This is a genomic window from Mycolicibacter heraklionensis, assembly GCF_001021505.1.
Lineage (GTDB): Bacteria > Actinomycetota > Actinomycetes > Mycobacteriales > Mycobacteriaceae > Mycobacterium > Mycobacterium heraklionense.
The window spans coordinates 29,528-55,503 of the sequence record NZ_LDPO01000027.1 but is presented as its reverse complement, the minus strand read 5'-3'; the positions used below and the strand labels follow the sequence as shown (position 1 = coordinate 55,503).

Annotated in this window: 30 protein-coding genes; 6 read left to right on the top strand and 24 right to left on the bottom strand. The window is 64.8% G+C overall.

Translation table 11 applies throughout. The features are described 5' to 3' along the window. The 6 genes from ABW16_RS27580 to ABW16_RS21680 all read left to right on the top strand — a co-directional run. A partial coding sequence (locus ABW16_RS27580; protein ID WP_233424844.1) for a hypothetical protein occupies positions 1-360 on the top strand: 360 nt, incomplete at its 5' end. A 1-nt stretch (position 361) separates the two neighbouring features. After that, entirely contained in the window at positions 362-775 is a 414-nt protein-coding gene (locus ABW16_RS21695) for a hypothetical protein (protein ID WP_047321259.1), read from the top strand. Continuing rightward, on the top strand, positions 772-1,116 hold the full coding sequence (locus ABW16_RS21690) for a hypothetical protein (RefSeq protein WP_131721550.1): 345 nt from the start codon (positions 772-774) through the stop codon (positions 1,114-1,116). The genes ABW16_RS21695 and ABW16_RS21690 overlap by 4 nt, the downstream gene beginning before the upstream one ends. After that, on the top strand, positions 1,113-1,427 hold the full coding sequence (locus ABW16_RS21685; protein WP_047321257.1) for a hypothetical protein: 315 nt from the start codon (positions 1,113-1,115) through the stop codon (positions 1,425-1,427). Before ABW16_RS21690 ends, ABW16_RS21685 begins: the two co-directional genes overlap by 4 nt. Next, positions 1,424-1,567, top strand: coding sequence for a hypothetical protein (locus ABW16_RS26640; RefSeq protein WP_157864278.1), 144 nt, complete (start codon positions 1,424-1,426; stop codon positions 1,565-1,567). Before ABW16_RS21685 ends, ABW16_RS26640 begins: the two co-directional genes overlap by 4 nt. Before the next feature lie 5 nt (positions 1,568-1,572). Further along, a complete protein-coding gene (locus tag ABW16_RS21680; protein WP_157864277.1) occupies positions 1,573-1,983 on the top strand; it encodes a hypothetical protein in 411 nt (136 codons plus the stop codon). Positions 1,984-2,055: 72 nt separating this feature from the next. On the opposite strand, the gene ABW16_RS21675 is transcribed toward ABW16_RS21680, so the two are convergent. The 24 genes from ABW16_RS21675 to ABW16_RS26265 all read right to left on the bottom strand — a co-directional run bounded on the left by ABW16_RS21675 (position 2,056) and on the right by ABW16_RS26265 (position 25,976). Continuing rightward, a complete protein-coding gene (locus tag ABW16_RS21675) occupies positions 2,056-2,286 on the bottom strand; it encodes a DUF7427 family protein (RefSeq protein WP_047321255.1) in 231 nt (76 codons plus the stop codon). A 3-nt stretch (positions 2,287-2,289) separates the two neighbouring features. Continuing rightward, positions 2,290-2,625: a DUF2746 domain-containing protein gene (locus ABW16_RS24025; RefSeq protein WP_109519707.1), complete on the bottom strand. Its 336-nt coding sequence runs from the start codon at positions 2,623-2,625 to the stop codon at positions 2,290-2,292. Positions 2,626-2,699: 74 nt separating this feature from the next. Further along, positions 2,700-3,008, bottom strand: a complete 309-nt coding sequence (locus tag ABW16_RS21665) for a hypothetical protein (RefSeq protein ID WP_047321254.1) — start codon at positions 3,006-3,008, stop codon at positions 2,700-2,702. Continuing rightward, complete coding sequence (locus tag ABW16_RS26635) at positions 3,008-3,169, bottom strand: hypothetical protein (RefSeq protein WP_157864276.1); 162 nt, start codon at positions 3,167-3,169, stop codon at positions 3,008-3,010. Before ABW16_RS26635 ends, ABW16_RS21665 begins: the two co-directional genes overlap by 1 nt. A gap of 10 nt (positions 3,170-3,179) precedes the next feature. Continuing rightward, positions 3,180-3,371 carry a hypothetical protein gene (locus ABW16_RS21660; RefSeq protein WP_047321253.1) on the bottom strand — a complete coding sequence of 64 codons (192 nt, stop codon included), beginning with the start codon at positions 3,369-3,371 and terminating at the stop codon, positions 3,180-3,182. Continuing rightward, entirely contained in the window at positions 3,368-4,264 is an 897-nt protein-coding gene (locus ABW16_RS21655) for an alpha/beta hydrolase family protein (RefSeq protein WP_052957046.1), read from the bottom strand. The genes ABW16_RS21660 and ABW16_RS21655 overlap by 4 nt, the downstream gene beginning before the upstream one ends. Then, positions 4,257-4,610, bottom strand: coding sequence for a hypothetical protein (locus ABW16_RS21650; protein WP_047321252.1), 354 nt, complete (start codon positions 4,608-4,610; stop codon positions 4,257-4,259). Before ABW16_RS21650 ends, ABW16_RS21655 begins: the two co-directional genes overlap by 8 nt. Position 4,611: 1 nt before the next feature. Next, a complete protein-coding gene (locus ABW16_RS24020; RefSeq protein WP_052957045.1) occupies positions 4,612-5,880 on the bottom strand; it encodes an NlpC/P60 family protein in 1,269 nt (422 codons plus the stop codon). Positions 5,881-5,883: 3 nt separating this feature from the next. After that, on the bottom strand, positions 5,884-7,041 hold the full coding sequence (locus ABW16_RS21640; RefSeq protein WP_082134270.1) for a S53 family peptidase: 1,158 nt from the start codon (positions 7,039-7,041) through the stop codon (positions 5,884-5,886). A 110-nt stretch (positions 7,042-7,151) separates the two neighbouring features. Next, a complete protein-coding gene (locus ABW16_RS21635; protein ID WP_047321251.1) occupies positions 7,152-7,385 on the bottom strand; it encodes a hypothetical protein in 234 nt (77 codons plus the stop codon). A gap of 31 nt (positions 7,386-7,416) precedes the next feature. Then, positions 7,417-7,677 carry a hypothetical protein gene (locus ABW16_RS21630; protein WP_047321250.1) on the bottom strand — a complete coding sequence of 87 codons (261 nt, stop codon included), beginning with the start codon at positions 7,675-7,677 and terminating at the stop codon, positions 7,417-7,419. Beyond that, a complete protein-coding gene (locus ABW16_RS21625) occupies positions 7,677-8,018 on the bottom strand; it encodes a phage tail fiber protein (protein WP_047321249.1) in 342 nt (113 codons plus the stop codon). The genes ABW16_RS21630 and ABW16_RS21625 overlap by 1 nt, the downstream gene beginning before the upstream one ends. Positions 8,019-8,095: 77 nt before the next feature. After that, positions 8,096-8,323 carry a hypothetical protein gene (locus tag ABW16_RS21620; RefSeq protein WP_047321248.1) on the bottom strand — a complete coding sequence of 76 codons (228 nt, stop codon included), beginning with the start codon at positions 8,321-8,323 and terminating at the stop codon, positions 8,096-8,098. Positions 8,324-8,373: 50 nt separating this feature from the next. Continuing rightward, a complete protein-coding gene (locus tag ABW16_RS21615; RefSeq protein ID WP_047321247.1) occupies positions 8,374-11,631 on the bottom strand; it encodes a PE-PPE domain-containing protein in 3,258 nt (1,085 codons plus the stop codon). Further along, positions 11,628-11,816, bottom strand: a complete 189-nt coding sequence (locus ABW16_RS21610; RefSeq protein WP_131721548.1) for a hypothetical protein — start codon at positions 11,814-11,816, stop codon at positions 11,628-11,630. Before ABW16_RS21610 ends, ABW16_RS21615 begins: the two co-directional genes overlap by 4 nt. Positions 11,817-11,840: 24 nt before the next feature. Further along, positions 11,841-13,223: a hypothetical protein gene (locus ABW16_RS26270; protein ID WP_131721547.1), complete on the bottom strand. Its 1,383-nt coding sequence runs from the start codon at positions 13,221-13,223 to the stop codon at positions 11,841-11,843. 75 nt (positions 13,224-13,298) lie between these two features. Next, the gene (locus ABW16_RS21605) at positions 13,299-17,147 is read right to left on the bottom strand and encodes a hypothetical protein (protein WP_047321245.1); all 3,849 of its coding nucleotides are present in this window, start codon (positions 17,145-17,147) and stop codon (positions 13,299-13,301) included. Further along, complete coding sequence (locus ABW16_RS21600) at positions 17,144-18,919, bottom strand: hypothetical protein (RefSeq protein WP_052957043.1); 1,776 nt, start codon at positions 18,917-18,919, stop codon at positions 17,144-17,146. The genes ABW16_RS21605 and ABW16_RS21600 overlap by 4 nt, the downstream gene beginning before the upstream one ends. Further along, the gene (locus tag ABW16_RS21595) at positions 18,919-19,278 is read right to left on the bottom strand and encodes a hypothetical protein (protein ID WP_047321244.1); all 360 of its coding nucleotides are present in this window, start codon (positions 19,276-19,278) and stop codon (positions 18,919-18,921) included. Before ABW16_RS21595 ends, ABW16_RS21600 begins: the two co-directional genes overlap by 1 nt. Next, positions 19,278-19,445, bottom strand: coding sequence for a hypothetical protein (locus ABW16_RS26630; RefSeq protein ID WP_157864275.1), 168 nt, complete (start codon positions 19,443-19,445; stop codon positions 19,278-19,280). The genes ABW16_RS21595 and ABW16_RS26630 overlap by 1 nt, the downstream gene beginning before the upstream one ends. Before the next feature lie 16 nt (positions 19,446-19,461). Continuing rightward, complete coding sequence (locus ABW16_RS21590; protein ID WP_131721546.1) at positions 19,462-20,361, bottom strand: hypothetical protein; 900 nt, start codon at positions 20,359-20,361, stop codon at positions 19,462-19,464. Beyond that, entirely contained in the window at positions 20,361-25,055 is a 4,695-nt protein-coding gene (locus ABW16_RS26955) for a phage tail protein (RefSeq protein ID WP_047321242.1), read from the bottom strand. The genes ABW16_RS21590 and ABW16_RS26955 overlap by 1 nt, the downstream gene beginning before the upstream one ends. Beyond that, on the bottom strand, positions 25,052-25,405 hold the full coding sequence (locus tag ABW16_RS21580) for a hypothetical protein (RefSeq protein WP_047321241.1): 354 nt from the start codon (positions 25,403-25,405) through the stop codon (positions 25,052-25,054). The genes ABW16_RS26955 and ABW16_RS21580 overlap by 4 nt, the downstream gene beginning before the upstream one ends. Then, positions 25,374-25,976 (bottom strand): DUF7391 family protein, encoded by a 603-nt coding sequence (locus tag ABW16_RS26265; protein ID WP_131721545.1) that lies wholly within the window; start codon positions 25,974-25,976, stop codon positions 25,374-25,376. Before ABW16_RS26265 ends, ABW16_RS21580 begins: the two co-directional genes overlap by 32 nt.

The window sequence follows — 25,976 nt, the reverse complement described above, 5'->3', positions numbered from 1 at the left end:
AGTGGAGCTAAGGGGACTCGAACCCCTAGCGAAAACGCTGGATATGCCGGTTTACCTGCGGAAACACAACGGTGTGATTCGACCGGTGGACCTGTCGCGACTTCAAGCGACCTGCGGAAACCGGACGGCGTGGTGAACGTTTCACCACGGCCCGAGACGGACGAGGAGCGCCTCGCAGTCTGGGACTGGATGGAGCACATGCTCCTCCATCCAGACGGTCTCTACGACGGCATGACCGTCGCTTACATCCGCCACGGGATGGGCTGCTACCTGGCCGGCTATCGGCATGAAGGGCTGCCCCAGCTCGAAACGTCACGTGATGCCAGCACCGGGTGCGACGATGTCAACGAGAGGAGCTGACATGGCCACCTACACCTGCTTGCGCTGCGGCCTGGAGTCGCACTGTTCGCACGGCACCTGGGCGGACCGCCACCCGGCCGCCGCGGTGACGTTCGCAACCCTGGTCTCGGTGCTGAGCCTCGCCATCATCGTCGACCATCCCTGGCTGCTGGCCGTCATGGCGCTCGGTGCCGTGGTGTACGTCGTCGACCGTGAGCATCGGCGACGGCGCGCACTGGCCGCCCGGGCCGACTGGGAGCACCAGCGGATTATGGTGCTGCCGTCGGCGATACCCTCGCTACCGCGCGGCCTCGCGCTTCCGGCGAGACCGCCACGCGATTCGGCCAGCGGCCACGCGCTCCGTCCAGCCCGCAGACGCGCCGCCGATCACTGGTCATGGACCGAGCCGATGCGAGCAAGGAGCGGGAGGCCATGACGCAATTCGAGCCGCCGTGGTCCAATCCTGCTCACGATATCGGCGCGGACCTGCGGAGATTCCACAGAGAAGGGCCAGCGCACTATCGCGCGCTGATGAGGGCGCAGGCGCGCGAGTCGGAAACCCTCCAGCGCTTCGCTGAGAGGCGCATCGTCGCCGGCCATAAGGCGTACGAGGAAACGGTCCGCGCCGAGCTGGCCCATGCGATCAAAGTAGAGATCGAGCGACAACGCCCGCAGGGCGCGCCCGAAGTCGCGGAGGTCGCCACCAGCGCGGTCGTGGAATTTTTCAGCACCAAGTCCGCGCAAGACTTCACCACCACAGAAGGGTTGACGTTATGAAGCGCTGGGCCGCAGCACTTTTCGCCACCATGGCTGCCGTCCTGGCGACCGCCGCCCCGGCCCTGGCCGATCCCCCGTGGGCCGACCCGCACTACCCCGACCCGATGCACCGCAGCTGCGCCGGCGGCATGGGCGGCTTCATCGTCGGATTCTGCGACGGCGAGCACTACCCCGACGGCACGTACTGGCATCAGCTGAACGGTAGTGGTTGGGGGTCGAAGCCAGAGTGCATGCTGGACGGTGCCCCGGCACCGGTGGGCGGGTGCGACGGTGCGGTCAAGGCTGAGCCTCCCGCAGAGACCCCGGCATGATCAGCGACACGGACCTTGATCAGCTGGATCGATTGCTGGTCGACTTGATCGAGGAGTGGATGCGCGCGCCGTCCGACGAGATCGGGCATATGCGCGGTCGCGCCCAGGAGGTTGCGAGGGCGGCTGCGGCGTATGCCTGAGGTCAGTGCGGGCACAGGAGGAGATTCGTGATCACCTGGCGGGGCGTCTTGTGACCGTAGCGAACGTCCAAGTCGTCGACATCCAGCCCGCCGGAGCATTCGGCCACATGTTCCTGGTGAAGGTGCTCGATTCAGAGACGGGGATGTCAGCGCAGTCCATTGGCAACACCCAGTCTGATGCGGAGGGCTTTGCGCGGGCGATTCTCGCCGAAGCGGATCACCGCCCGGAGCTGGCGCTCGCGGTCTGCGTCGATTGCCGATGCAGTTTTTTGTCAGATGGACACAGTCTCGTCGAATACTCCGGTCGCGTCGGGTCGATGTGCGAGGACTGTCAAAGCGATCATGACGCGGACGTGGAGATCGCACGAGACGCCGGCGAGGCTCTCGATTCTCCGTATCGTCCGATCGCAGGCTGAGCGCACGAACGCCCCCCGCTCGGAGCCGACGGAGAGGGGCGTGGCTCGACGAGCGGGGGGCTGCCATGGGGGTCAGCGCCAGCGGCGCAGTAATGCGAACAGGTGGTGCAGCGGATCGAATGCGATCGGAAACAGGTTGCAGCAGTGCAGCGTGACAACGAACGCGGCGCCGCGCGTCAGCCACCGGTGGGCCAGTAGGTAGCGGTCGGCGCCTTCAGAGAGGGTCTCGCCGTCCGGCGCCGCGAGGTCGTACGCCACAACGCCGGTGGCCAGGACTAGCCAGGCACGGTCGGCGGGCCGCACGGGTCAGCCTTCGTCGCGCCGGTTCTTGGCGGCTTCGATGCGCCGGTCCTCGGCGGCGCGTTCACGGCGTTCGTCGCGCAGTTCTTCGCGGATCCCGCCGATATCCTTGCGGGCCTCCTTGAAGGCATCGCGGACCTCGTCACGGAAGGCGTTGAGCATCCGCACCGTCACCGCGCCGCTGGCCGCGGCGGACTCGCCCACGCTGATCGATTTGTCGAGGTCGTCGCGCAGGTTGTTGCCTTCAGGCGGGTGGCTGTTCACCGTCTGCTCATGAACCTCAGACAGCTGTTCGTCGCGGCGGCGCTCGAGCGGCTCTCGGCGCCGGTCCCGCAGGATCATGTAGCCGAGGATGGTGACGAGTCCCCCGAGGGCCGGCCAATTGTTGGGTAGCGCGCTGGCCAGCTCCGCGATGGTCACTGGCCGCGGCCCATGAACCGCGCGAGCTTCGGCGCTGCTCCTGAGCGGGTGGCCCGGAGCATGCTGGCGGTGCCCGTGTTGCCGCGTCCCGAGGCGGCCAGGCAGCGGAGGAATTCGACGAGTGCGCCGCCACCGAATCCGATGGCAACGGCGCGCAGGTCGATACCGTCGGCGTAGGGCGCGGCGACTGGAATTGCTGTCAGCGCGGATGCGCCGGCAGTGGACACGATGCGTTCGAGAGCGTCCGCCCAGAAGGTCGCTTGCAGGATGGTGGGCCCGGAATTGTCGGGCAGTGCGTGGGCCATCAGTCGTCCTTCCGTTGGGCGGATTCGCGGTGGAGCTGGTCAAGCAGTTGGTCGAGCCGGATCTGCAGCGCGAGTTCGGCGGTCAGGTCGCCGCTGGCCTTGGCCTCCTTGAGGCGGGCGCCGACGAGTTTGCAGCGGTCGAGGATCGACAGCGGCGGCATGGCCTGGGCCTCATTCGGCCTGTTCGCGCCCGTCGGCGCTGCGGTGGACGTACAACCAGCCCACCGACCCGTCCTCATGCTCAACCGGTTCACACGCGGGTTTGCAGGCGCAGTCCGCGGTGAGTGGATGGTCGATGAGGTCGGCTACGGGGGTGACGTGGACCGTGTCGATGTCCGGGTCGTAGATCGTCTGCCAGCTCATGCCGCGAGCCTCGCGTTGGCGCCCAGGGCCAAGCCGTGCAGGAAACCGACCGCATCGGCCACCTGATTGGAATACCCGCCGATCTCACCCAGGTAGGAGATGTGCGGCGCTGTCGGGCCGCCAGGAGCCAGCACGAACTGAGCACCTTCGATGGCCGCCTGGATAGCGTCGGCGGGTGCAGCGAGTGCCGCGGCGGCATCGTTCCACAGGTTGACCATGAAGTTGGTGAACCCCGAGAAGCTGTGCAGTTGAAGTTCGGTTGCGGTGATGTAGACCTTCTCCATGAGATCGCCAATATGGTTGTCAGGCACCGATGGATACATGTCCTTGCCTGCATCTCCGTTGGCCGGCGAATGCACGTAGTCAGCCCACACCACCCGGCCATCGATGGTCGGCAGCCTTTTCATGCGCCGTGGTGCGATCCCGCGGCCGCCTGGGTCGGCAATAGTGGGGGCGTGGAACCCGGCACCACGGCTGGGGTTTCCGATGGTGATGCCGCCGATGAAGTTGTCGGCGTAGGCCGCCAAGCTCCCGCCGGGCTCCAGTTCCATCGCGACGATGCTGGCCGCTTCGGCGCCTTGGCTGTACCCGTTGAGCGCGAAGGTGCTGCGTGAGTTGTCGACGATCCAGTTGCCCATGAACTCGACGGCGATGCTGATCGATTCCTGGTAGCTCGGCGAACCGAGCGGCCCGCCGACGGGCCCGAAGCTCCACGGCGCCTGGACGGGCACCTCGTAGCAGAGCATCGGGTCGACGAACTCGGCCAGCCCATTGACGATGTCCGTCGGGTAGCCCCACCCGGCCGGCGCCCAGGTTCCAGAGCATGTCAGCACCGCGTGCCGGATGAGCCGGCGGCCGTCCAGCTTGGCGACGAACTCCGGCCAGTCAGCCATCCTGGCCCGACTCCGGGATCTTCAGCGCCGCGCGCACCTCGGCCGGGTTACGCCCTTCGATCAGAACAGCGAACAGGCCGCAGAGCATGTCCCACGCGGTCTGGCCGTGGTAGCGACTGGTGAGGATCTCGGCCAGCACGGTGACATGGTCGATCGTGGACGGTGTCCACCACAGGCCGCCGGGGAGCTGTCCCGGGTCGGCGCCCTCCGGTCGCACCACGGTCGACTGGCCGAGCTCCACCTCACGGTAGTGCGAGACGCCGACCCAGTTCAGCGGCGGGTAGTTGGGCTGGTCGGGGTCGCGGCCGTCGAGCTTTCCGATGGCAGTGGCGGCTGCATCGGCCATCTCAGTTGCCTTCCGTGAACAGTCCGTGGATGTGCGCGGCGACCGCATCGACCAGGGTCAGGTCCACCTTGGCGGCGATCTTCTGGCGGAGTGCGTCGAGAGCGTCGGGCTTGCCGGCGAGCTGCGGGTAGGGCTGCAGCTGCCCGTAGATCCAGTTGAGCTTGTCGTCGTTCGACGGTGCGGGCACGGTTCCTCCTGTTGTGATGCCGAGAAGCTGCTTGAATTCGTCGAGACTTCCGCGGAAGGCGTTGGCGTCGACCGGGATTCCCGCGACTGTTGCCTTGTCGGTGAACTGCCACACCGCCGGCGCGCCGCCGCCGTAGGCCGCCCAGCCGGACCCTTGGCTGCCGCCGCCGAACTCGTAGATGTTCGACGCGTATCCGGTGCCGCCGGGGTAGGCCGATGAGACGAGACCCGGCACGCCCGCCAGTGACGGCGAGCCGATGTTTTGCCAGTACCAGCGCGGCAAGTAGCTCAGCGCGATCTCAACCCCAACGGCGTTGAAGGCCTTCACCACGGCCCAGAACTGGGCGATATCGCCGCTGCCGTCCTCGAAATCGAGCATGCATGGGACGCTCGGGTCGGCGGCGTAATCGCGGTAGAGACGCGCCTGCGCGGCGGGGTCGCCGGTGCGGACGTAGTGGTAGCCGATCAGCAGCATGCCGTTCCCCTTGCACCAGTCGCGCACCGCAGGCCAGTACGGGTCGCGGTAACCGGACCCCTCGGTGACCTTGTGGCAGACCGCCGCGAAGCCCTCACCTTTGAGCCGAGACAGAAAGCTGATGGCGTCGGATGTGCTGCGCCAGTTGTTGTTCGAGACATCGGGATAGAACAGCGTCATGGTGTCAGTCCTCCGAGGTAGTAGGCGGCGAGCGTTGCGGTAGGGGCCGGCGGCGTCGATGGGGACTTCGGCGACCGGCCGGCCGGGTTGTGATGCGTGGATGACATCGCCGCCACCGGCGTAGATGCCGACATGGCTGGCGTCGGGGTAGTAGATGACGATGTCGCCGGGGAGCAGGTCCGCTCGTGCGACCGGCGTACCTGCGTTGGCCTGCTGCTGGCTGGTCCGCGGCACCGCGATCCCGGCTTGCGCGAATGACCAGACGACCAGCCCTGAGCAGTCATAGGCGTTGGGGCCGGTCGCGCCCCACGCGTACGGCAGGCCGATCCGCGAGCGAGCCGCGCCGACGACGTCAGCGGGACTGGCCATCACCGCGGGGGCGATCGCCAGCCACGCGGCCGTGAGCAGCACGAGCAGTGGGCGAGGCATCCGTCACGCCGCATTGCCGTTCGGCGTGAAGGTTCCGGTTCCGGTGATGGTGAACGTGCCGGAGATCGGCTGGGCGCTGGCCGGGGGTTGGGTCGGCGGAACGGTCGGCGGATCGACGGGCGGCGTCGGAGGCACGGGCGCCGGGATGCCGGACTCCAGCGCCGCCAGCAGCTTGGCGCCATCAGGAACGCCCCACCCCGTCACATCATCTCGGCCCGGGCCCGCCTTGAATCCACCGTTGTCGCCTGCCGTCACGTCGAACATCGCCTGCGGGTTCGTTGCGATCAGGTTCGACAGGTCGAACGTCGCTCCCCCGCAGATCTCCCACAGCAGCGCGTGCAGGCCGAGCATGAGGGGCGCGACCGCGCTGGTGCCGCCGACGACATAGGGCTGACCGTCGACATCCACCTCATAGCCGGTGTCGGGATCGGCGTTGCCCGCGATGTCGGGCACCGTGCGGCCCGGGAAGTGCTGGGACACGCCGCCGCCGGTCGCACTGGTGCGGGAGCTGTCGTTCCATGCGGTCTCGCTGGCTCGCTCGCCCGCATTGTCGATGGTCAGACGCGTTCCGCCGCAACCGATGGCCGAGGGGGCACTGGCCGGGAAGTCGACCTGATTCCCGACCCCGGAGCTGTCGGTGCTGCCGCTGTCCCCCGCCGCGACGAACACCGGCACACCGTTGGCACGGGCGGCCTTGATGACAGCCTCGAAGGCGTCCATCGTCGATCCGTCCCACTGGTTCTCCGATGCGCCCCAGGAGATGGACACCCCGTCGCACTCCAGGACCGCCTGCTTGAGCGCGTCGAGGAATCCGGCGTCGGTGTTGTCGGCGAAGTACACCCGGTAGAACGCACCGGGAGCGATCGACCCGGCGACCTCAAGGTCCAGCTGCACCTCACCGTCGGCGCCGTTGGGTCCATCGGGACGGTTTGCGCCGTCTCCGATCCTCACGTCGACAAAGCTCGGGGCCTGCAGACCTTGATCCTGGAAGTACTGGGCGATCTGGCTCGGCCGGTAGCCGCCGCCGAGCTCGATGATCCCGGCGGTGTACCCCTTGCCGGTGGCCATCGTCGGGAAGTGGTAGACCTTCGCCACCTGTAGCGGCGAAAGCGCCGACTGATGCGCGCGAGGCTGGACAACGGTGTGTCGGGTCAGTTCCATTGGCTTCCTTTAGTATTCGGCCAGTGCGAGATCGCCCCACCTGGTCATGGCATAAGAAAGGCCCGCCATAACGGCGAGCCCGACGAGTGCCAGCGCGAACGCGGCCCTCACTACTTGGCGGCGAGCCATCCGAACGCCCCAGCGGCCAGTCCTCCGACTGCGGTGAAGATCGCGACGACCATGGATGCCGCATCGACGGGCCCGTATTCGGCGATCAATGCAGCCAGTTGCGCGCCGCCACCGGCTGCGAGCAACGAGACCACGATCGGCCGGATGGTTGTGGGCAGTGCATTGAGGAACTGCTGAACCTTGTCGACGGTGGGCCCGCCCTCTTGGTTGGTCATGAAATGCCTCCTGGCTGTTGAGAATGCAGGGCTAGGGCTGCTCGGCCAGCCCGTGCGGGACCATGGTCGAGTAGCCGGTTCCGCCCAGCGCTTCGATCGCGGCGTCGAGCAGTGCGGTGATCGCGGCGGGTCGGTCTTCGGCGCTGCGGTCGTCGATTCCGTCGGCGCTGACGGTCCACGCCTCCGATTCCCTGACTGCCAACGCGATTCGATTGCCGGTCTTGGCGTCGAACAGTGCCATCTGGTCGTCGCTGAACGGGACGATCTGGTGGTCTGTGGTGACGGCGAACATCAGGCGGCGATCGACGGAGTGACGGTGATCTTGGCGCCCGTTCCCGACACGGTGACGGTGCCGCCGGAGAACGCTGCGCTACCGACGAAGGTGCCGGAGGTCGACGCGCTGAAGATGCCGCCTTCGGTGTAGCTACCTGCGGCGCAGTTGATGTCGACAGCCGAGCCGCTATTGGTGCCGTTGCTGCCACTGGTCCAGGTGGTCTGAACGCGGGCGTAGCTGCCTCCGGTGGCTTCGTTAGCGCCATTGGTGCCCGCTGCCGAGGTGTGCAGCGAGATGTAGCGACCGAGTGCGGCGATGGCGTCGCTGGCTGCTTTGTGTGTTGCGTCGGGAATGGACACGTTGCCTCCTTCAAGGCGTGATTTGATTGACGGGCAATCGGATTGATTGCCCGCTGGAAGGTTCTGAGAGGGGGGTGTTACTTGACCGCGCGCCAGCCGATCAGGGCGCCGAGCAGGGCGGCGGCCACACCGCCGACCTGCACGTAAATGCTTGCGGCAGCGACGGGTCCGTACTGATCGATGAATGCCACGAGCTGATATCCGCCTGCCGCCGCAAGGATGGCCGCGGCACCCTGCCGTAGCGCGGCAGGCAGGGCGTTGATGAACTGCTGAACCCTGTCGATGACGGGTGCGCCTTCACTCATGGCGTTCTCCTTGTCGAGAAGGTATTACAGATGGGGGGCAAGTAAGTGGGCTATGTGGCCACGACCGCAATCGCACCGATGAAAGCTCCCAGTCCGGTGAATCCCGCGTCGGACTGCGTCCCGTCGGCCAACTTGGACACGTGGCCTGCGTTGTCCACCACATAAACAGCGCCCAACGAGTCCACGGCGATGTCCTGGATAGCGCCAACGCCGATGAATTCCAGGGCCGTTACCGATCCGCCAGATAGCTTGTAGACCTTCGGCGCTCCTGTGCCGTCCGCGACGTAAGCCGAACCTGTTGCATCAACGACGAGACCCTTTGTTGCAGTAGCCGGCAACCCGGTTGGACATAGATCGGTCTGCACTCCGCCAGATAGCTTGTAGACCGTTCGGTGGGTGGGGGTGTTGTCCGAGACGTAAACCGCGTCGGCTGAGTCGACTGTGACGCTATAGACGTTCCCCAGTCCGGCGAATCCCAAGGTGGTCTGCACTCCGCCGGATAGCTTGTAGACCTCACTGGCGCCGTTGTCCGCGAGGTAAACCGCGCCCAATGGGTCCACGGCGACATCTGTAGGCCAGCTCGATCCGGTGAACAGGTACGTTTGCGTTCCGCCGAATCGCTTGATTACGTGCGGGCCGGTGTCAAAGTTCTGAGCGTCCGCGACATAAACAGCACCTGCCGAGTCGACCGCAATGCCAGTCGGCCAGCCCAAGCCAGTGAACCCCAGATCGGTCTGCACTCCGCCGGATAGCTTGTAGACCTTCGCGGAGAGGTTGTCCGAGACGTAGATCGCAAACGTCGGCGTGCCCGGAACAAACTCGCCCGCCATCCCGATCAACGGCGTTATCGACAGCCCGAACGCGGCTGCACTCTTCGCCTTCGCGGCCATGCTGAGGCTCGGGGTGACGGACAACCCGAACGCCCCCGCGCTGGTCGCCGTCGCGCCCATCGCCAGGCTCGGCGTGACCGAAAGCCCGAAGCTCCGCGCGTAATGCGCGATACCGCCCATGCCGATGCTCGCGGTCACCGACAGTTCCATGCTGGCCGCGATGTTCTCCGAGGCCCCCATGCCGAACTGCGGAGTGATGGCAACCGCGAACGATTGGGCGTACCGCTCAGTGCCGGTCATTCCCAGCTGGGGAGCGAGCGTCAGGCCGAAGCTGCGGGCGTAGTGCTCTGCGCCTGCCATCGTGATACCGGGCGTCACCTCGAGATCCACCGAAGCAACCGATGTGCCATCAGCGGCCATGTCGAGCTCGGGAGTCAGGTCCAGCGCGAAGCCCGCCACACTGATTCCTGCGGCGGTCATCGACAGATCCGGGGCAACCTCGATCTCGAAGCTTCCGGCCGATACGCCCTTCGCCGACATCCCCACGGTCGGATTGATCGCGATGACGAACCCTGCCGGAGAGATCCCTGCGCCGTCCATCGACAGTCCAGGCGTCAGACCTAGAGTGAACTGGGCTTCGGCGCGACCCGCCGGGGCCATGGTGATCGATGGAGTCACACTGAGCGCGAAGTCCACGAATGTCGTGCCCACGGCGTCCATCTCGACAGCCGGGGCCACCGACAGCTCGACCTGCGCATCCTTGGCCGTTCCGCCGGTGAGGTCGATCGCGGGTGTCACATGCAGTCCGAATGCCGTGGCGTAATGCTCGGCGCCGGACATGTCGATCTCGGGCGACAGCTGCAACGTGAGGCCGCGACTGTAGCGCTCTGCTGCGGCCATGCCGAGACCGATGTTCACCGCCAGGCCGAACGAGGCGACCGACTTCCCGGTTGCCGCTGCCGAGATCTCCGGGGCGACGGACAGTCCGAATGCGGCCTTTGACGTTCCCGTGGCCGACATGCCCAGCGTTGGAGTGAACTTCAGCCCGAAGTCTCGCGCGAACTGCCCCGACGCGGTGAACGCCAGCGACGGTGTGATGCCCAGCCCGAACTCACACGCGAACCGTGCCCGCGCCGACATGCCTAGACTCGGGGTGAGTGTCAGCCCGAATCCGCCTGGCGATGCTCCCGTGCCAGACGCAGCGAGTGCGGGCGTGAATCCGAGGTTGAACGCGGTCTTCGATGTGCCGTGCGCCGACATGCCCAGGCCGATCGTGAACGACAGGCCGAATGAGGCAGGCGACGCCCCGACGGCCCTCATGGTCAGTTCCGGCGTTACGCCAAGCCCGAACTCGCAGGTGAACCGCGCGATGGCGGTCATACCCACACTGGGCGCGAACGGCAATCCGAATCCGCCAGGAGAAGTCCCGTGCGCCGCCGTGCTCAGTGCCGGAGTGAAGTTCAGGCCAAAGTCCCGCACGTAATGCGCGTTCGCCGACATGCCCAGGCTGATCGATACCGACAGCGACATCTGAGTCGGCACGAACGTCGACATCCCCAGCGTCGGTGCAACACTCACCGCGAACTGGACATAGAGCTCAGCAAACCACCCCGTCACCGCAGGCTTGGTCCACGGCACGGCGACATTGAGCCACGACGTGTGCGGGTAGTCCGGCATGGGCAGTGACACAGGCCGCTGGTAGCAGGTCTCGATCAGCGTGCGGAAGCGTCGATCTTCCTGCGGGAACGTCGAACCCGTGCCCAGCAGCGGCACCGGGTAGGTCGGCGCCCAGACGTAGCGCACGTTCGGCTGCGCGGGGTCGACGTAGGTCACGTTCGCCTCGTCGTCGACGGCCACGTTGACGTACCAGGTGTGGACGTACTCCATGCCCGCGATGATGTTGGTCATCGCGGTCCACCGAGCGTTGCCGTCGACCGCACCGGCGATGTCGCGCATGGTCTGCAGGTACAGCTCCCCCGCGGCAACGGACGCCGCGCCCTCCATGGCGGTGCGGATCTTCGGGTCGGTCGGGAAGTCGGCCCACCCGTCGTACTGGCGAGCGAAATCCGTCACCGGCCAACGCACCTTGGCGTCCGGCAACCCCGCGGTGTCGGCGATGGACGAGAAGCCATCGAGTCCGTGGATCATGCCGCCGTACTTGCGCTCGCTGTTGCCGATCAGCAGGAACGACAGGTCAGAGCTTGGCACGTCGGAGGTGGCGTTGTGGTCGCGAATCCACTTCGTCGCGACCTCGGCGCCCTCGGACCAGCCGAAAACCAGCTTGTCGCCGCGAATGTCGGCGATCTTCGCGTCGAGCTTGTCGGATCCGTCGGCAATGTTCTCCGCGCCCGCCTGGTTGGTGTAGGCGATGTTGATCAGAGTGTCGGTGGGGTCGAGGATCGTCCCGCGCAACAGGGTGTTCATCAGCGACGTGACGTCGGCACCCATGGGGTTGCAGAGCAGGACGGTTTTGCTCACTGCTGCGGCGTCTCCGGCACAAACAGATCCGGCCAGGATTCAACGTCGGCTGTGGCCTTCAGCTGGGCGCCAGTACGGGCAGTTGCAACCAGCCACGCCTTGTCGATGAACGGGGCTTCATCAGGGAGGTGGGTGCGGATGGCGACGGACTCGGAGGCCTCGTCGTGTTTCACGTGACCGGTCATGTATGGCATTAGAGCCGCCTTCCATTATAGGTAGGAGCGGTTTACGAGAGAGATGGCGGCGTGGTCCTGGCCTGAGCTGCGCAAGACCGTAGGAGCGGTTGCGCCCGCGACGCCGAACGAGATCACGTCGCCCGCTTTCGCATACACAGCACAGGAATGCGTCAGGGCAATCGTCGCCGCAACCCGCATCGAGCTTGGACCATAAGAATATGGCGCTCCATTGACGAGCACCACGGGCTGAAAACTCGCTGACGCGCTACCAATGATGTTGAATTTGAACTCAACCAAGTATGTTCCGAAGTAACTCACAGTCACTTTGTTGTTCGTCAGGTCAAGCGTGTAATCAGTGCTCGCGACCGGCGACGCTGTATAAAATCCATCTAGCGGCTGAATTCCGCTGGCGAAAGATTTCATTGACGGGGCCGCCGCCGTGTCAGTTGTCATCCGGATGAATGAGCCTATGGCAGACGACGGGGGGCGTGGTGGCGCCTTGACGACAATCACTTGCTGTAGCTCGTCGCTCGGCTGTGCCGGGTAAGTAATACTAATGCCATCATCAATATTACGAGTAGCGACTAACGTCGCAAGCCCCTTTGTTCTGCTCGCGCCATTCACCACGTCCGTATTGGAGAGGTTTTCTACCGTTCGACTGGCTGTGAAGCCCGAAAATAAACCTGGCGAGGCCGAACTGCCTTTAGTGCAATGTAGAGACGCCTGCACCAACAAGGAATCGTGTGGAACTTCATATGTCCCCTGGGCTGGCACTATGAGGTCATAATCGCCAGATGGCGTTCCGCCGACCACTACCGAACAAGCGTCCGCGATGTATTGCCTATTAAGCCCCGTAGAGCTTGTCGTAGCTCCGATTGTTATTGACGAGGCGTCAAATCCGATCGGAATGGTGGCTTTGAATATGTATGTATCCAGACCGCTTAGAACGCTGCCATAGTCGTAATACGTCCCGTAATATTTGTGAGACGTCTGAACAAACGTTATGCGCGGGTCGCTTACCGTAAGTACGGGAAGGGGGGTGTAGCCAGAATAATCCACAAAGCTCAATAACACAAAAATGATCGCGGAGTCAGGTGGTATGTCCTGAGACCAGGAAAGGTTAGCGGTGGCTGGGCCACTATTGTCGGGCGCTTCCCAGGTGTCACCCGAGGGGGCGGTGGCCAGAGTCACGCCCCATTCCTCGACCACCGGATCGAAGTTGGCGATGACAATGTTCGCTTCGGGGAGCGCTTGGAATTTTGCGATCGCCAGCGCCGCGGAGGAATTCGCGTCTGACGCCGCTGCGGTAGCATCATCAGCAGTCGATTGCGCCGCACTTGCCGCATCGGTCGCAGCCCCTGCGGACGCCTGGGCGAGGACGGAATTCGCCTGAGCCGTGCTGGCCGTTATTGACACAGACGACACCGCAGCAGCTGCGCGTGATGGCGCCGCCGGCGGCCCTGAAGGAGCGCTAGTCCAAGTTGTCACCGGTCAGTCCCCCAAGTCTGTCCACGTCGCCACGTTGCCCACCGCCGTGTATTGCCCGTAGGCGGGCTCTTTCGGGAAGATCATCAGCGGGTTCGATGAAATGCCGCGCCACACATTGATGTTCGTCGCACCCGCCGGGACGACCCAGCTCAGCTGAGCCGCAATCGGACCGAACGACGCATGGACATAGGCCGCATTCGAAGCGATCGACTCCCCCGCCGAGTTCGTCGCGGTGACGCGGTACCAGACATCTTGGCCGGCGGCGCCGATGCCGGGATGTCCGGAAGTCAGCGGCACTGCGATGGCGAACAGCCATGTCGGCGCGGCCGGAATGTCCGGCGCGACAACGCCGGCGACCTGCGATCCGATGGCCGCCGCGTCATTGGCGGCGCTGGTCGCCGAGCCTTGCGCGTTGCTGACGTCCTCCCCGATGTTGTTGCCCGAGCCGGTCGAACCGACATTCTTCGGCGGGAGCTGGCCGGGCGTGACCGTGTGCGAATGACTGCCGCCGATGAGGTCGTTGATCAGCGCGCTCAGGTCGGCGCCGATGTCATCCCAGCCGCGACCGTTGGCAAAGATCACGTCGTTGAACAGGTTCGCCAGATCGGTGTTGATGTTGGTGTACGACGACGGCAACGAGGAATACGCCAGGTTGCCCGCGAGGCCGCCCGCGTTGAACGTGCCGTTGGAGTTCAGGTTGAACAGTCGGTTCCAGATGTCTTGCCACGCATCGTTCGACGCCTCATGCGCGCCCGACAGCACGCCGGTGAACTCATTCCATGCCGAAGACCACGTTTCGACGGTCTGGTCGCCGTCGGCATCCTTGCCGGTGAGCGCTTCCCACCACCCGTTGAGCAGGTTCTGGTAGGCGGCGTTGGTGGCCGCTTGGGAGCTGGCGATGTCCTGGATATCGTTGCCGATGCCGGTGATCGTTCCCGCCTCAACCCCCAGCGCGGACAACACACTGTCGACGAAAGCCTGTAGGCCAACAATCCTGTCATGAGCGATCGAACCGTCAGAGTTCAACCCGGACAGACGATTCCAAATATCCGTCCATGCGTGATTTGAGTCCTCATGCGCGCCCGACAGCACGCCGGTGAACTCGTCCCATGCCGACGTCCAGGTCTCAACGTTCTGGTCGCCGTCGGCATCCTTGCCGGTGAGCGCTTCCCACCACCCGTTGAGCAGGTTCTGGTAGGCGGCGTTGGTGGTGGCCTGCGCCCCCGCAATGGTCTCGATGTCGTCGTTGATGCCCGAGATCGTGTCTTCGCTCACCCCAAGCGCCGTGAGCACCCCACTGACGAAATCCTCCAGCCCGTTGACCTTGGCGTGATCGATCGAGCCGTCGGTGTGCAGCAGGCGCGCCAGGATGTCCTCGTACGCGTGGTTGGTGTCCTCACGCGTGCCCGCGAGGATCGCCATGTACTCGTTCCACGCGGCTGTGATGTCGGCGGCCTGCTGCGCCGAGAATAGCGGGTCTTGGGTTAGCGCGCGCCCCAGGGCGGTCATCAGGTCCGAGAAGGCCTCGTTGGCGGTGTCCTGCGCGTCCTGCAGTGCCACGATGTCGTCGCCGACTGCCGCCGTTGCCGTTGCGTCCAGACCGAACACGGGCGCGATGAAGCTGTAGACCAGCCACGTCCAGAACTTGTCCGGGTGCGGCAGTTCGAACAGGTCGAGCACCAGGTTCCAGGCGCCGGCGAACTCCTCCTGCGTGTCCGCGTTGGTGAACGCATCGAAGATGTCAGTGACCTGATCCCAGATCCGCTCCAGCCAGCCGCCCACGATCCACGATTTGGCGTGGTCGAAGTAGATCTCGCCCGCAGTGGCATCGCCTGTGACGACGAAGCGCATCTGCACCGTCGATACCCCGGCCGCTGGCGTGTAGGAAGCCTGCAGGGTCGCCGAGTCCGCGCCCATCGGCGCGCCATGCCAGCCAGAGTCCCCGCCGTCCGGGAATACCGAGTCCAGCAGCACCGGGAGGCCGACATCGGGGACGGCCCACAATTGCACGGGCGTGTTCGCACCAGTCAGTCCCGCCGCCAGCACCTCGACCGACATCCAGATCGACTTGTTCGCAACCACGTCGATCGCGTTGGAGCGCAGGGCGTGCATCGTGCCGTCAGCGGCCGTCACCGCCGCGCCGGTGGAAGTCGAGTCGGCGAAGTACACCCCGTCCACCCAGCGCCAATCGGAGCTGCCTGTGATGGCGATGGCGGTACGGAAGTCGCCGTTGTCCAGCTCATTGCGCGGCGTGGACACCAGCCACGACAGCGGCAGACCATCCGGGAACAGGTTGCCGACCAGATTGGCCGCATTGATCGGCGAGTCTGGAGTGAGCCAGCCGGCGATCGGCTGAATCCAGGTGTTGACGATGCCCTGCCACATCTGCGACAGCACAGTGGAACTCGTCCAGTCGACGTTGTCGAAAACGTGGCCGAGATTGTCGAAGTAATTCATGAACGCCGTGACCTGGCGCTGGGCGATCCACGTCCAGTTGCGCGTCGAGATCTGACCGACACGCACCGTGCCCGTGGTGACCGCCGCGGAGACGTAGACGCCGACCGCGAACCCGTCAGCATCTGCCGGTGCGGTCACCGAACCGGTGACCTGAGTCCAGTCGTCGCCGTCGGTGTCGTTGGGCAACGGGAGGTTGACCTGCCCGATCTCGGTCGGGCCGGTGTAGAACACCACACACGCGCCCGCGTCCGCATCGGCCGGAAGGCCACCCCACCGGAAGTGGTCGTAGACGGTCAGCTTCTGGGCCGAAAAGCAAGGAATGCGGTCTTGGGTCACGAGCCGCTTGGCGACGCCCGTTCCGTTGGTGACGAACGATCCACCGTTATCGACGTAGGACGTCGAGCCGTCGAACACCCAGCCGTTGTCGGCGTCGTCGTCGATCGTCCACACAGTGACGTCCGCGCTGATCGGCGGCGCGTGCTCGACCCCGGCCACCTCCGGCGCCCCGCTGGAGTGAATGCCCAGCATGTTGCCGATCCACTGCAGCAGCTGGCCGACTGTCTTGTCGAATACGCTGCCCTGGTCCTTGAGGTAGCCGACCATGTCGGTCTCGACGCTGTTGATCGCGCCAGTCAGCGCCACGATCATGGTCGTGAAGTCGTTGATGCTGGCGACCAGCTTGCGCACACCCGGGTCGAGCCCGTCAGTGACCCAGCTGACCCCGTCTCCGAACTTTGACAGGTCCAGCCAGCCGAAGCCGAGGAACGACACGATCGGCTTCAGGATTTGACCGAGTGGCCCCAGGTTTGTGCCGTCCGGGGTGAACAGCTGCGAGATGAATGAAGTGCAGGCGCCGAGCAGTTCCTGGATTGCGGTGAACAGGTCATCGAAGGCGCGCACCAGAGCCGCGAGATCGGTGAGGAACTGCGGGTCGATGCCGAGCTGTTCGCCCCACGAGTTGATGCCCGCGATCATCAGGTCGGCGTATTGCTGGTTGGGCACGACGTAGCCGAGGAAGAACTTCTCGGCCGCAGCGAACAGATTGACCGGGAAGCCGCCCTCGCCGAAACCGAACAGCGCGCCGACGGCCGGCAGGATGTACTGCAGGTCGCCGAACTCCAATGCGCCCTTGGGGAGCTCGCCGCCGCCCAGTAGCACCGTCAGGTCGGCGATGAACTGCTGGAGCTGCTGAATCGGGTTCTGATTCGCCTCGTCGGCCGATTTCTTGGCCTGCTTGACTTGGGACGCCAGAAACTTGATCTGCGCGTCATGCTGCGTCAGCATCTTGGTGAAATCGGTGTTGACGTCCGGCCCAGGCGCTTTGGCGATCGAGCCCAGTGCGCGAGCTTCGGGCGCCTGGTAGTTGTTGGCGTTGCCCCCGAAGCTCGCGCTCACAGGGTCAGCTCCGCATCGTCAGCCCAGACCCGGCCGGCTGTCATGCCAGAGTCGACGCGCAGGCACAGCGCGGCGTGCGTAGAGCCGACGGGCGTGATGACGCTGCCCGAGAGCTTGCGCCATGCCACCGTTCCCACGGGATTTGCCAACGCGTCGATCAGCACAGATTCGGTCTCCATCAGGTCGTCGTCATAGAACTGCACTCGCAGCTGAATGGGCGTGCCAGTACTCACGGCCTGCGTGCACTTGACGTAGATCGACAGCGGGAACTGCTGGAAGTGCGACACCCCATAGGGATCGGTGAGCAAGTCCAAAGTCGTGCCGTTGGCAGTGACAGTGGCAGTGCCCAGCGCGCCCACACCCTGCGTGCCGTCCCAGCGCCAGGTGGATTCCCCGAAGTTCCAGCCGCGCAGGTCGTTGTCGAAGTTCGGGTTCTCGACCATGTTGACCTGGCCATCCGGGAAGTAGATCGGGTCGTAGTTGAACATGCCCTCGGCCTTGAGCGTGAGCTGGCAGGTGTTGCTCTTCTCGTCGAACGAGATCGCCATGATCTTGTGGTCCTGCACCAGGTCTCCGACGAACGGCATGAAGCCCGAGACGGTGATGGTGTCGCCGACGTCGAACGTCCCGAACGGCGCGTTCGGGTGATCCGGGATGACCGTGATGGTCTCCCAGTAGGGCGGGGCCTGCCGGCGGGCGAGCTTGCGATGCGCCCAGGCCGCGGCCCGCTCGTTGGAGTCGATCAGCAGGTCTTCCTCATTGAGGTAGCGGCGCAACCGGTCCGGGTCGGCGTTCGTCAATTCGGCCGAGGCCTCCACGCCTGGGAACCAGCCGCTGATGCCAATGTCGGACACCCAGTCGTCGGCGACCTCGGTGTGCGGTTGGGCTGCCAGCACGTTCTCGTTGAGCACGAACGCCAGGTGGACCTGCTCGTCGCCAAGTCGTGGGTATCCGAGGTGGATTCGCTTGATGACGTCGGTGCGGTCGGCGTTCCACTCCGACTCCTCGCGGTAGTCGAACGGCGAGTCCTTGGCCAGCGCGTCGATGTAGTCGCCGCAGTTGAGCTTGTCGACGGCGCGGATGAACGACGCGTAGAAGTTGGGGTTGAGCAGCGTGCCGTCGTAGGCGTAACCCGGCAGCATCTCGACGCCGCTCTTCTGCGGATAGACCTGAACATTGAGGTTGCCGCCAGGGTAGGACTGCAGGTGGCCCCAGATTTCCACGACCGGGTCGAAGATGTCGTTGGTCGACCAGTTGATGTTCTCCAGCCATGGCATGCCCTGGGGGTAGTTGGCGAACCCCTTGGCGGTCAGGTGCATCACGCCGGATTGCTTGTCGATCTCCGAGGGCTGAACGATCCCGCTGGCCCAGATCCGGCGCTTGCCCTGCATCGTCTTTTCCAGGTGGACATACTGCGCCCACGACTTGAACTCGATATCTGACGCCGAAGGGTCGTGCGAGTCGACGTCGAAGGAAATAGAGCACCAGCCCGACAGTTGGCGCTGCACAGTCAGGTTGGTGACCGTCATGTCCCGGCTCAGAATCTCGCCCGTGCGCACCGACTGCACGATCACGCGGAATCGGTCGTCGGGCAGGTACTCCTCGTTGCGGCCGACCGCGCCGTACAGGTCGCTTCGGAAGCTGATCGTCGCCGTGCCGGCCATGTTGCTCTCACCGGATGCGGTCAGGTCAAAGTTGTTGGACAGCTGCGCAACCGGGGTAACTCCGCCGTGTGCCTGAAGATCGCACTGGCAGGAGATCGTTGCGGTCATCAGCTAGACGAGGTGTTGGAAACCAGGGATTCGAGCGTGTAGTTGCCGTAGGAGTCGGCGGTCTGGTCGCCGGTGAGCGCGACGTTGCCGTACCAAGTCGCCGCCCCGAGATTGGTCCCTGACCACAGCGAGATGTACCGGATGGGTCCGTTACGGGTGCAGCCTGTGAACTGTAGTGGTGTGGCGAGATTGAAGTCGCCGCTGGAGTCGACGGGCCCGAGGTTCGGCGCCTTAGGCGCTGCGCTGGACCGGTTGGCGCTTGCGCCGATGCCTGGGTCGCCGGTGTGCAGCTGAACACCCTTGACCGCGGAACGTAGCGCCGTGCTCGCGACTACGAGTGCCTCTGGGCTCCACGGCATCAGTTCGCCCCACGGTTGAGGCGACGGTCAAGTTCGGCGAATTCAGCGCCGATCGAGTCGGCGCACTTGGCTCGGTCGATCTGCTGTTGCGCCTGCCCGTACTGCGCGATCTGGATCAGCAGCGACAGCGACTTTAGAACGACGAGCGCGATGACGAGTCCGGTCACGGTGTCCTCCTTGGGATCAAACGACGTTGTGGGCGTCGCGCCACAGCACCAGACACCCGCTGGCCGTGGTCGTGTCCGCTGCCACGTAAGACATGCCCACCGGCAACCCGGCGGGCATCATGATCTGATCGAGATACCGGGTCTGGCCGACCATCGCCCGGCGCTGGTTGATCAGCGGGCCCCCATCGGCCGGCGCACTGACGATTCGGCGGGCCCATGGGTAGCTCGACAGCTCGACGAGCATGCCCTCGTCGATCTCGATCTGCAGCTGAATTGTGCTGTCTCCGACCTGAATGACCGGGTTGGTCATCGGGCCGGTGAGAAGCACCCGCAGCCATGAGTCGGCGTCGCCGAGCTGGGAATACTCCACGAGGTCAGCGCCCTGCGTCAGCGCCGCCGCATACTCGACGTCGCTGTAGGTCAGGGTGTCCGCGCGCGCGTACTCGGCGGTCACGCGGTAGAACAGCGACTTTGGCGACTTGCGGGTGTAGGTGAACTTCCGCGGCCGGCCGTAGATGCGGCGCACGGCCCCGTATCCATCGCAGTAGATGAGCGGCTGCATCTCGCCGTACTGCTTGGTTGCCGCATTCGCCTTCCACTCCGTCTGCAGGGCGGTGAGCAGCTTCGACGACTTGGCGACCAGGTCGTCAGGAAGTCCGACCACGCTGCGCGAGACGGGGGCGTTGTCGATGACGCCCAGCGTGAACGTCATCGGCCCGGCCTGCTTGGTGTCGATGCCCATTCGCGTCTCGTTGGACATCGGCACCTGGAAGTCCTGGTTGTTGACGGTGTAGGACGAGATGTCAACCTTCTCAACCGGATACGGTGTGTGTCGGCCGAAGATCACCTCGCCGATCTGGAACTGGTAGGGCCGCAGGTTTCGACCCAATCCACTCAAGGCCGCGACAGCGGGCATCAGAAGTTCGCCGCCGACATCGCGCCGTTGAGTGATCCCGAATTGACCATCCACATCGACTCGGTCATCATCTCGGCCGCAGACTGCCCGGGCCCGGCGTAGATGTTGAGCTGGCCGACGCCGGGCGAGGTGGTCGGCACGCCTTGATGGTCATACCAGCGCATCCATGTCGGAACGTCGCCGACGCGCTTATCCAGGGGGTTCTGCTCGCTGTAGGTGCGCAGCTGGTTGGTGTTGGTGTCGAGCAGGTAGCGAATGTCGCCCATGAGGTCGCCCTGGCCGAAGCCGACCAGGCTGCTCATGAAGCGGCCGACGTAGGAGCCGACGACGTGATAGATCTGGATGCCGAGCGTGATCGCCTGGTTGACGCCCTGGATGGCGCCCGAGACGATCGATGCGACCTCCGAGACGCCGCGCGCAGCCTTGCCAACCTCGTCGGCGCCCATGATCGACGGCGCCATGCCCGCGAAGTCTCCGACGGTGTTGGCGACGTCGGCGACCGTGGTGGCGATGTTCGAGGCGAACGTCAGCCACTTCTGGGAGTTCTCGACAATCTTGACGACGTCCTCGCTGTTGCGCAGGCCGTAGACCAGTCGGTCGGTGGTGTCCTGCGTGGCACCAAGGGCTTCCACGCCCGACTTGATGTCGCTGAACACGTCGTTGACTACCTTGCCGATGTTGCCGGCGCCCTGCTGGATCTGCTGCAGCGGGTTCTGCTGGGTGAACCCGTGCTCGTTGGACAGCGTGCTCTGGACTCTGGTCAGCGCCTCGATCTGGTCGGCGTTGCCAGTCTCGTCCGTGGCCTTCAGCTGGGCGATGTTGCGCGAGATGTCATTCAGGGTCGACCCGACCATTTCATTGGACGCACCGGGCGCCTGGGCGGCAGCAATCCGGCTTGCCAGCTCGGGGTCGTTGATGCCGTTCGGGTAGTTGGCCAGCATCGGGTTCTGGGCGCCGAGCGGGTACCGCTGCAGATTGCCCGCGCCGGGAGACTTTGTGCCGATACCGAAGTCGGGGGCCGATATGGGCTTGCCGTCCGGGCCCATGAGCATCGGCACGACATCGCCGGCGCTCATGCCGACGATCATCGAGTTCGGCAGGTGGTACTGCATGGAGAACTGCTTGTCACGCGCACCGGCGGCAGTGCCGCCGAATTGCGTTGTGCTGGTCGGCCCCCCGGACTCGACATTCACCCCGGCCAACGTCCCAGCCATATGGCCCTGAGACCCCGGCAGCGGGGTCACGCCGATGTTGAAAGTGCTATTGGGGTCGAATCCCGGCAGGAACCCCAGCTTGGAGAAGTCGGAGGTGGTGCTGAACCTGCGCACGCCCGTCGCCTGACCGGTGAGGGCGTTGTAGATGTCCGACATGAAACCGGAGCAGTCGTACAGGAACTGGTGGATCGCGTCGCCAGCGCCGCCGAAGTCGTAGGGCTTGCCGTTGGCGGACGTGGCCAGCGCGAGCGCGTTGGAGACGCCTTGAGGCATTCCGGGTGTGCCGAATCCCGCGACCGCCGGCGTTGGGCCCAGTCCGAGTACGTCGTTCCAGGCTGTGCCGTTGCCGTTGCTCGGCGACTGCGCCAGGATCTGGCCGGCCCGCTCCATCTGCGCTCGGACAGCCTTCGCGTAGTCCGAAGACGCTGCGCCGGAGCCAAGCTGCGGATTCTGCGTCAGAACGCCCGCAGTGAACGGGTCGGAGGTCGTGGCGAGCTGCTTGGCGAACGCCTCGTAGAACTTGTTGATGGCGTAGTTCGGGTCGGTGCGCTGCTCCGGCGTTCCCCAGCTGCTGCGCTGCTGGTAGATCCCGAGACTGTCACGGTCGCCATACAGCAGGTTGCGGTAACCGCTCTCGTCCCCGGCGATGGCCAGCGCGGTCTGAATCGCCTCGTCCGACAGGCCGCGCATGCGTCCGGCGGAGATGATGGCCTGCTGGATCTGTTCTGAGCTCGCGTCGCGTCCGATGTTCAGCGGCGTGGACTGGGGCATGTTCGCCGCGCCGGGCCCGAGTAGGGCTTCCCACGGCAGGCCCGGCGGGTTCTTGCCGATGCCCGTGTTCTTACGCCGCGCCAGCTCCTCGTCGGAGATGGTCTTGTGCCAGACGGGGGTCACCAGGTCGCCTCGGAAGCCGAGCAGCCCCATGGCCAGGCTGGAGAACTGGCTGGCGAGGTCGCTCAGGCCCTGGCCGATGTCCCCGAACTGTCCGAAGCTCTTGGCGAAGCCCTTGAGGCCGCGGTTCTCGTCGAACTGGTGGTTGAGGTACGCGCTCAGGATGGAGTTGTCGGCGCCGGCGATGCGATCCGGCAGCAGCGCGCCGCCCAAGGAGCCCGCACCGCCGGCCGCCGGTGCGCCGACGAACGAAGCCGCGGCGCCCGACATCACCGATGCCGCCGCGCCCGAGACCGATCCGGCGGCCGCGGTCATGCCCGCGGCCATGTCGGTGATCATCTTGCGGCCGACAGTCCCGGTGTAGCCGTCACCGGAGAACGGACCCTTCTTGGCCGGCGAGTGCTGGAAGAAGTCGGAGATGCCGTGCATGATCCGCTTGACCTGGTCGATCACGGCGTTGATGCCGGTCATGTCCCCAAGGCCCTTGACCAGACCTTCCAGCAGCGCCTTCCCGCCGTCCTCGCCGAGGCGCTTCAGCCCGGGCTTGACCGCGTCGCCAAGCTTGGTCAACAGGCCGGTGAAGAAGTCCGTAATGCCCGTGCTGCCGTTAATCAGGCCGGTCAGTATCGTCACGAAGTCGCGGACGAATCCGATGATGATCGGCCAGTACGGCTGGGTGGAGATCAGGAAATCTGTGATCGACCCGAACAGCTTCGGCAGTTGCGGGCCAACGGAATTCACCAGCTCCAGGAACGCCTGGGTCAGCGGCTGTAGCTGCGGCAACAGCGCGACGAACGAATCCGACATCCCCTTGAAGAGCTGTGGTAACTGCGGGCCGACCGCGGCCATCAGTTGGGAGAACGCCGACGACAGCCCGATCAGGAACTGGTTGAGCGCCGGCGCCATGCCTGTGATGCTCGGGCCGAGCTGGTCCATTGTCGCGGCGAAGGTGTTGAAGAACGTCTGCCAGCCCGGCGCGATAGCGATGCCGAGCTTGGTGAACGCGGCACCGAGCGACACCAGGCCTTCCAGGATCGGCTGCAGCATCGGGGTAAACGCGTCGGTGGCCTGCCGCAGCACCGTGAAGAAGTCGATGAGCTTGCTCTGCCCCTGGTCCGACTGCGTCCATCCGTTGAGCTGCGCGGCGACCTTGTCTAGCCATCCCAGCAGTCCCCCGCCGCCGAACCTGTCGGCGATGTCCATGATGTTGTTGAACGCCGCCCCGACCGAATACACCACGTTGATCAGATGGCTGATCCCGTCGATGCCCGACTGAATCCAGCGCTGCAGCGAGCCGGACTGCGCAGCCTTGTCGATGACGTCGGAGAAGAATCCGAGCATCTGCGAGATGCGCCCGCCGATCTGCTCAAAGAAGCTCGACCCGATGACGGTCAACTGCGTGAAGATCTTCAGCAGCGGAGCCATGGCCGGCGCCATCGCCTGCAGCCCCTTGGAGATGTTCTCGATGAACAGCTGGAAGCCCTGCATGATCTGCGGCTGCATCAGCAGGCCTGCGAACTGGTGCGCCATCTGCCCGTACATGCCGGCCACTTGCGACATGCCTGCACCGAGGGCGGGCATCCACGTCTGGACCAGTGGCTGAATGTCGTTGATGACCTGGGCAAAGAACGAGTCCTGGATCGTCGCCGCGCCCAGCTTGAACATGTTGCGGAACTGGGCGATCTGCAGCATCGCCTTGCCTGCGACCGGGCCCATGTTCTTGATGTCCTCGAGGAACTTCTTCGGGTCGTCGGCCATCATGTCCTTGAGCGCATCCCCGACACCGTGGAACGCGATCTTCAAGGTGCCCATCGAGAACGCCGCGGCCGAGATCGCCGCCGGGAGCAGGCCCAGCGCGCCCGAGAGTTGTCGCACCGCGCCGGCCACCTGGGTCACGCCCATCAGTCCGGCCGCGCCGCCCAGGCCCGCCAGGCCGCCGAGCGCGCCGCCGCCGAGAGCTAGGCCGGAGATCTTTCCTACGCCCAGTTCGAAACTGGCGATGTGCTTGACGAAGTCACGCACGTGATGTCCAGCGCCGCTCGCGACGTCACTGACGATGCCCAGCTTTGTGGCGACGCGCTCTAAGCCCAGTGCGGCGACGCGGCCCTCGGGTCCGAACATCGCCAGCGCGGCCGAGGCGACATGCAGTCCCTTGGATACGCCGAACGCGGCATTATCGGCGTCATTGATCGCGTTGCGCAGGTTGTGCAGCTCATCGATAGAGCGCCGCATCGCGTCGGTGTCGTGGTCGCGATCACGCGTACGGATCCGGCCACGGTGACTGTGCCGTTCCTCCACGTCGTCCAGGTCACGCACCGCGTGTGCCGCGGTGCGTGCGGAATCACTGAACCGCTCGTGACTTTCGGTCGCATCGTCAACGTCGTCGCCATAGGACCGCGTCGTCTTCGCGGTCGAGTCCAGCTCGCGCTCGGTCTCGCGCAGAGACTTCTGCGTCTTGGTCAGTGATGAGTCGAGCTCTTCGGCTGACGTTGCGGTGCGATCGAGGTCACGTATGGCCTTTTGTGCGCCGGCGCCTGAGTAGTCGATCTCGATCTTGCCGTGGGCGCGACCGAGCGAATAGTCGGTCACAGTTCCATGATCTCGTCGTCAGGCTCGCCAACGGAGCGCCCATGCGCGGAAAGTGATTCAGGTGATGGGTCGGCGAAGCCGGCAGTGGACTCGGTCATGTCGCCTCCCATCAGTCGTTCCCATTCACGCTCGCGCCGAGACTGCGCGATGGATGCGTTCTCTGTGCTGCCCGCGGCCTCCTCTAGGCGGTTCTTCACGTGCTCGCCGAACGCCCAGATTCCGCGGTCGAAGTAGTAGCGCCCGACATCATCGACACAGTCGTCGAGATAGGCGATGTCGCTAGGTCGCTGACTGAAAGCTATTGCCCGGCGGTAAATCTCATGCGCCAGCCTCCGGTCCCGGCTGTACACTTTTCAACGCTTCTTGCTGCCCTCCGAAGGCAGCGAGCTGTTCTCCGATAGCCGCGTTAAAGATCACGAACTTGTCGACCATCTCGATGTCATTCACGTTCATCTGCTCATTGTTCGACGGTTCGTCGGCGACCACCGTTGGACACTGCACTGCAGCGACAACAACCCGGTTGATCGGTTCGAGGAACTTGTGGCTGCGCTCGGGGTCGAGCAGAGCTTCGAGTAGGCCCTCTTGTACGTCGCCCTCGTTCACCGTCTCGTCGTCGGACAACAGATCCGAGGTGAACACATCGCGCATCTCGGTGACGCGCAGGCTGAAGACGTGGTTCATGTTCAGTTTGCGAACCCGGACCAGGCCGCCGCTGGGCAGTTCCAGGTCTTCCTCGTTGGCCCGTTTGAATCCGTAGACGGGCGCAGAAGAAGCCGCCGCCGGGGCCGCCTCTGGGGGAGGATTCGGCGCCGGCGGCGGCTCAGCTTCAGGACTGAATGCACAGCCAGAGATGTGCGGCTCCGTGATCGGGGTGCCGCAACACCAATCCCGCTTTGCGGTAACCGGAGTCGGTGATGTCAT